Annotated in this window: 1 protein-coding gene and 1 pseudogene; both read right to left on the bottom strand. The window is 58.5% G+C overall.

Features of this window, described 5'->3' with window-relative positions; translation table 11 throughout:
- Window positions 1-102: pseudogene (locus BMX92_RS28570) on the bottom strand (IS630 family transposase); the annotation flags it as partial.
- Window positions 103-316: 214 nt separating this feature from the next.
- Window positions 317-7414 carry an autotransporter outer membrane beta-barrel domain-containing protein gene (locus BMX92_RS26410; protein ID WP_143066928.1) on the bottom strand — a complete coding sequence of 2366 codons (7098 nt, stop codon included), beginning with the start codon at window positions 7412-7414 and terminating at the stop codon, window positions 317-319.
- Between the last annotated feature and the right edge of the window lie 364 nt (window positions 7415-7778).

The following is a 7778-nucleotide window of genomic DNA, read 5'->3' as shown; positions in this document are numbered from 1 at the left end:
CCCTGATACTTCTTCCATTGCTCGCGCCGCCGAGCGATGGCCGGTCGGAGCTGTTCGGCGGGCAGCACGCTTTTTTTTGAAGCTCAGTCCTTCGGAGGACATCATCGCACTGGCATGATTTTGCCTTCAGGCGCCGGGTTGCTTCGGCTCTCAGAGGCAATCGACTTTATGGCAGGAGAGGGACTTTCCCGACATTCCGCTAAAGGCAGATAGGTCGCGTTTATCGACCTTTGTGGGCAGTGATGTCGGAGAGAAAATCACGAGGGAATGTCCCTCCGACATGGTAAGGCGCTCACTGACTGCTCGCCTCGATATCTTAAAAGGCGAACTTCAGCCCGACATTGGCGGACGCCCGACGGTCGCCCTCGCTATAGGTCTGGGCGGCATTGGCGAACAGGGAGAGAGCGGAACTGACCCGCATTTCGGCACCGCCGCTGACGCTGCCTGCCAGCCCGCCACGGCGCACGCCAAGCGAGAGCAGGCCCTGATTCGAGCCTGCAAAGCCTGCCAGCGCCTCGACGCTGCGGCCCGTTAGCTGATATTGGACGCCCAGCCGCACGAATGGACGGAATGACGCATCCGATGCCCGGCTGCGGCCGAAGGCGATGCCGCCATCGGCGAACAGCGCATCATGCTTGTCCTTCGCGACGTCCAGCGCCCAGACGCTGCCATTGCCTTCGCGAAGGCCCGTGCGGGTCGTCGCGATATAGGTCAGACCGACATCGGGTTGTGCCGCCCAGTCGCTGCCCAGAGTGGCCTCGTAAGAAAGCGACAGATCGCCGACCCAGTTCTTCAGGCGGAAGCGGCCATGCGCCTTGCCCCCATCGGGCGTCAGGCGATCGGTATCGGCATCGAGTTGGTGATAGGCCAGCGTCGCGTCAAATCGCAACGCGCCCACCGCATAGCTGCTCCCGACACCGGCAAACCAGCCATCTGCATCAGTCTGCGATCCCAGCTTCTGCAGCGTCTGGCGAGAGTCCAGATAGCCGCCAAAGCCCGCAATCGACCAGCGATCGGTGCCGATGCCCAGACCACCCAGCAGGCCGTAGCTGCGAGAACGGCTGGCCGACAGGCCGGACTGATTGCCCGCTGCGATCCGGCCCAAGCCGCCCAGATACTGGCCGATGCTGAACGCCCGCGGCGCATCGTCGCCCGACAACCGAGCAATGCTGCGCGTGGCGTTGGCGATCGTCAGGCCATTCTCCACGCCCATCTGGGTGGCAGAGGCATAAGGCTCAGCGGTCAGGCGCGCGAAGGCGGCGGCATTTGACACGCCTGCTGCCGTCGCCAGCACGGGGAGGGCGTCGATCAGGCCGTCGCTGGCCGTGCCTGACCCAATCACGCCATTGGTATAATCGATGGCGCCTTGGACCTGCGGCGTGAAGGCAGCATTGTTGAGGAACTGGCCCAGCAGGCGGATGCGCTTGTCATCCTGCACGACGAAGCCGAACAGGCTGTCGGGCTTCATGATACTGGCATAGCTGCCCGATATGCCGCCATTGGCGATGATGAGGTCCAGCGTGGTGCCGGGCTTCACCTGCTGATCGGCGGTCAGGATCAGGCCCGCCCCCTGCGCGATCGTCAGCGTGCCGGAAATCAGCAGCTTATCGGATATGGTCGGGCTGATCTCCATCATGGTGGTCGATCCGCCTGTCAGCGCGACATTGCCGGTCACAGTCATCGTACCGGGCGACGCGCCGGGGCTGAGCGTGCCCGCGACAGTGATATTGCCGATCACATCGCCCGCCGACCCGAACGTCGCTCCCTGACGCACCTGAATGCTGCCCGCGCGGATGGTGGAGCCAGTAAACCCCACCAGACGCCCGCTGGTCAGGTCGATCACGCCGAAATCGGCATTGCCCGACACCGTCGCATAGCCACCGCTAATGTCCAGCCCGGCAATATTGCTAACGACAGCAAAGCGGACGGGTGCAGCGGCGCTGCCGGCATTCAGCAGGATGCGGTTACTGCCCGCGCCGCCATCGATCGATCCTGCGAAGAGGCCGTTGATGACGAAGCGGTTGTCGGCGCTGCCAAAGGTCAGGCTATTCGTGTTCAGCGATGCATCGCTCGCCAGCGTCAGGTCGCCTTCCACATTCAAGCTCTGCAAGGTGAAGCCATTGGCCAGGGTCAGAATCGCGGCCCCCTGCGCCGTGACCGCCTCGAAGCCGAGCAGGCTGTTGGCGTCCAAGGTGCGGGCGTTGGCCATCCCCAGGATCAGGCCGTCATTGCCAGCGCCGCCCGACAGAGTCCCCTGCCAAAGCGCGCCATCGGCGAGGGTTACGATATCATCGCCGCCGGCCATGTCGATCTGGCCAACCAAGCGCCCCCCCGCCGCGATGTCGAGCCGTTCGCCGACATCGCCGAAACGCAGCACGCCGTCGGCGCCGCCAAGCTGACCCGTTACGATGAGGGTACTGCCGGCCAGCGACACGCTTTCAAAACCGGTTGCGGCACCGGTCAGCGTGACCGGCCCCTGCGCGGTGAAGGCCAGGCTGTCATCGCCCGCGCCGCCATCATAGCGTCCCGCCGCGCGCGTCAGGTCGAAAATCATCGCGTCATTGCCGCCGCCCAGCAGCACGTTGCTGGAGTCGCCGGTCAGGCGCAATTGCTCCTGCGCGGCGCTGCCGAGGATCTGGCCGACAAACGCGCCGTTGGTGGTGAGGTTGATGTTGGTGCCCAGAAGGCTGATCAGGTCATATCCCTGAGCCAGCGCCAAGGTCAGCGTGCCCTGCCCCTCCACTGACAGCTGCTCAAAGCCGGTCTGCGCAACGATTCCGCTGCGATCGCCCGCCAAGATCAGGCGATAGAGATCGGTCCCGGAGCCGCCATCGATCAAGCCAGCAACGCTGCTGCCCGCCTGTTCAGTGAAACTGTCATTGCCCGCGCCCATATCGACGGGGCCACCGATGCTGCCGCCATTGACGATGCTATCATCGCCACCGGCCAGCGCAATCCCGCCGCCGATCGAACCCGCGTTCCACACGCTGTCATTGCCTGCGCCGCCGGTAATGGTGGTTGCACTGGCGCTGTTCAGCGTCTCACCCGCCGCGACCGTGACGGTGCCGCCGTCCAAGCCGATCGTGTCAAAACTGAAGTCGCCCGAATAGCTGACATTGCCGTCGCCGATCTGGAAGAAGCGCTCGAAATTGACGAACTGGTCGGCATTCACCGCCCCGCCGCCCGTCGCATCGACGATGAAGCTGTCGGTGCCAGCGCCGCCATCGACGGTGCCCTGCAGGATTGCGCTTGCCAACTGGGTGAAACTGTCGTTGCCGTCGCGCAGATAGACGTCGCCGATGATCGTCCCGCGATTGACGATCACGTCGTCACCAAAGCCAAGATCGATATCTCCGCGGATGACACCGCTGTTGGTAAGGCGATCATCATGGCTGCCGATGCTCTGGATCGCGCCGGCCAGACGTGTCGTACCGAGGAGCAGCGCAAATCCATCGTTCGGACCCAACGCTGTCCCGGCCTGACCGTTGATCTCGCCGCCATTATCGATGTCGAATGCCAGGCTCGACAGAATGGCGGTCGAGGCATCGCCAAGCGCTTCGATAACGCCGCCCTGCGCATTGGCGACCTTCAAGACCGAGCCGGATATCCCCGAAGCGTGTATCGCCGAAGCAGGAGCCGTGTAGAAATCATCCCCCCAATAGTCGTAGGAAATCAATGAACCGCCGCTATTAGCCCGTAAGGTTCCGCTGTTTGCGATTATGAAACTGCCCGGCACCTCGAAAAGATCAGCCAGCTTGATAGCCGATCCCCATTTGGCAGAAGATTCGATCGTCCCACTATTGGTGATATCGACCACGCTTCCCGCGCTGCTGGAAAACAGGCTAAGGTTGATGGCGTTCTCAATCGCGGTGGAGATCGTGCCTGCGTTGCGGATCTCAACATTAGCCGGTCCGTCGGCGTAAAAATTACCTTCTACGCGACCTGCGATCATTCCTGCATTGTTGAAGGCGATTTCACGCAGTTGGTCGCTGTATAGATTAACGGCGAGGCCATACTGCTGGTCGCCGCTGATCATTCCGGCATTGCTGAATGAAAGTGTATCGATATTTGTAATCGACACTCCCGCATATCCGGCATCATTTTTGCCGATCACCGCATTGTTGGAAAAGGCGCGCACGGCACCAACAAATGCCGAGATATCCGCTTCATTAGAGAAACTTGCTAAAGTCTCCAACTCCAGTTCGAAAGGATAAGCATAGACTCGGCCGGTTATGACACCGCCAGATTGCGCGCGATTGACGATATGGCCGTTGCCGCCAGTCGCAAAACCATTGGCGATTGGCTCGGCAGATTCCAGCGTCAGAACAGTATCAAGACCCTCTGCGCGGACCAACTGGGCTTCAAAATTCAGCCCTGATACCGTCCCCAGGGTCACAGTCCCGCTGCTTTCAAAGGTTTGGCCGAAAACGTCGAACCCGTCGCCCCCGTCGATAATGCCCGAAACGCCTATGTCCGGCCCCTTTGACAGGAAGATGTCGTTAGCTGCCCCGAACAGCAGATCCCCATTCAGCATACCACCATCGGAAATGTAAAGGCTGTTGGCATAGCCGCGACCGTAAACGCTGTAGGCCATGTCCACAGTGCCAGTGATGATGCCCGCGTTTCTGATTGATCCGCCACTACTGACTTGGATCGCGCCGTTTTTGCCCTCGATCACGCCATTGACGCCGTTAACAAGGGCCAGCGATCCATAGCCAGCGATCGCGATCCCGTTTGTACTGCGCAACACACCATTGTTTATGATGTTCGTGGTATTGAAATCGGCAACTACGGCGCGACCATTCATGCTGATCGAACCATTGTTAGTCAAATATGATGTGACAACCCCAACAGATGTTGTTCCGTTTTCAAACTCCGTAATCAGACCGTTATTATATACATATCCCGCGTCGCTGATAGCCGCCGCGCCATCGACAAGGATTATGCCATTATTCGTGACCTCAAGCCCTCGGCTGATTGCAGCCACATAGTTGTAGGGAGAGATTGCAAAATTCTGGAAGGTTATCGTGCCATCATTGATGAAGCTGTTTTCATAGCCTAGCGCGACCATTGCACCGTAGGAAGGATAGCTGCCGGTTGTACTCCGTGTAGCCGTCAGCGCGCCCCTGCTCCTGACCAACAGTACCGAATTATTGTAGTTTGCGCCCGGCAGTCTGATGCCATCAACGATGTTGAGCAATCCATCTTCCGCGAAATTAAAGTCCGCGGCCAGATCGACTGTGCCTTTACCAGCCAAAACGAGACTGTCGCTTTGTGTTGTAGACGCACTGAGGAAGAGGGTCGCATCCTGCGCGACCTCATAGCTGACCGCACCGAAGCCGGCGAGGCGATCGAGAGTCGCACTGGTGTCGGTTGCGGCCATGTAACGAAGGCTTGCGCCATTACCATAGATGGTACCGTTGAAACCATCGAACACAGTGCCGCTCGACCCTGGTAGAGACACTGCGAGCGTGTCGCTGATGCTCAGGATGAGGTCACCATTGAGGATGCCACCTTGCAGCGCGATATAGCTGTTGCCATAGCCATAAATCGAATTGCTGGCGAGATTGACGGTTCCGTTGATCGTACCTGCGTTGGCAATCATACTGTCATAGACTGAATAGTTGGAATTTTGCGGACCAATCGCCAAAGTCCCGCCTGAAATTACACCGCCCGCTTCGTTCATCAACCCGCCGCCGGTCATCGCCACCGCAACTTTGGAAGAGGATATAGTGCCGCTATTGTTGAGGCTGCCGTTCAGTAACACGCCTACAGCGGCGCCATTAATCAGTCCCTTGTTGATAAGGGTCTGACCAGAATAGGTATCGACATGCAGGGCGATGTCGCCGGTCGAACGGATCGTCCCTGAATTCACCATACTGCCCGATCCGAAGTAAATCGTCCGTTTGGTAGAGGTTATATCGCCTTCATTGGTGAATTTAGTCGAATAGAGCTGCAACGCATTGCCTTGGACATTGATCGATCCACTATTGTCGAACGTCATCTGCCCAAACGACAGAGCTGTCATATAGGGGTCTGCGTTTGCGGCATCGATGCCGCCTTCGTTTCGGAAGGTCAGGCTATAGCTATAATTGTCGCCCGCCCAAATTGTGGCGTTCGGCTCCCTCAGCGTAATCCTGGTCTGGTTCGTGATAATCCCATTGCCAGTCAGAAACAGAGGAGCATTGGCGACGAAACCATCGACGAGCGCGACATTGGCCGTGTTCATCGCTGCGATGCGAACCTGTTCAAAGCCAGGAAGCGCGATGCGCTGATTGATGATGCTATCGGCCTCAAACCGCACATCAATCGTGTCATTCCCTTCGCCGCCATCGACACGCCCACTGACGCCAGTGCGCAACCCCGCAACCGGATCGAACGTCGCGATGAGCAGATCATGGCTACCCCCCAGTAGCAGATCGCCGTTGATGGTGCCGAGGCGAGAATCGATGATGCTCGTTGTCGAATAATATGCAGAGAATAAAGCCCGCGTGATGACATTGCCATCAATCACACCCGCATTGGTCAATTGCAGACTGCCAGTAGCGCCAGTCGCGATAATACCGCCTTTGATAATGCCGTCGCCTTGGTTATCGACAGAGTAATAATAGCCCTCGATCGCGGTACCGCCGGCGTCATTGGCGATTGTCCCGGTGTTGACCAGAACAGCGCCGGCACCGAGGTTGGCGATCGTCGCGCTCGCGCTATTGGATCGGATAATGCCGTAATTTTTAAGGTCTGCCTTCGGGCCGTAACCATCGCCAATCCTGCCGTCGATGGCACTCCAAACCCCGCCGTCGATCAGCCCATCATTGGTCATTTGGGTCAGCTTTCCGCTGATCGCGCCCATGACCCCATATTGGTGATTGACGAGGCTAATATAGGCATAGGCGGTGTTCGCGGTGTCATCCCGGATGGCATAGCCATCGGTGCCGGAGATCGACCCACCGTTATCAACACTCAGATTCATGGAGGCGTACGTATTGTCCGGCCCATTTGACAGAAGAATGCCGGTGCTGCCATCGATGCGGCCGCCGGATCCCACCACGACACCCAGATAGTCGGATGCATAAGCGGGGCTGGCAGCATCGAACCGGACGCCTACATGGCCTATGCCTTCGACATGGCCGTCTATATTCAGCAGCACGGTGCTGGAGTAGACACCGCTATGCGCGCGCTGGACCAAAATGGCATCGCTGCTGGACGAAGAAATACGCGCACCGCTGGATAGCGAGATGCTCGTATTTTCGGATGTGATGACAATACCATCATTATCGGCGCCGTCGCAAATGGTCGTCCCGCCTGTCACTGGCGGATCGGGCTGGCATTGGGCTATCGCAACGTTAGTGAGCATTGCTGACAAGACAAGAAGGCTGACGCCGCTGGCACGACGCAGCTTGTCTGAAAATTGCATGTAAATACCCCAAAAACCCCGTTTGAAGCCGGTATGGCAAAATCCAGAAGTATTTGTCTAGTTATTTGGTCGTGGCATTTAAACCGGGTTGGATTTATCGGAGGGTGTAACCGCTCTGTATTGAAGGTCGCCAGCGAGGTTATCCCATGTGAGGCAAGAGGCGGACGGGATACAACGCCTGACGGAAAGCGGACCGTCCGTAACCAGCCGCTGAAATTTGGTTCCTTAGTGGCAAGGAAGGGTGCGCGCCGTGCAAAGGCGGCACTTTCTAGGGGCGATCGACATTCAGCGTAACCAGATCATGGCAGCAGCGAGGTGAATAAAGCCGGTGCAATGGATGGTGCGGCGATCATAGCGTGTAGCG

The sequence above is a fragment of the Sphingobium sp. YR768 genome (assembly GCF_900111125.1).
Lineage (GTDB): Bacteria > Pseudomonadota > Alphaproteobacteria > Sphingomonadales > Sphingomonadaceae > Sphingobium.
Note: the sequence above shows the minus strand (reverse complement) of the source record. Positions and strands in the feature narration are given on the sequence as shown.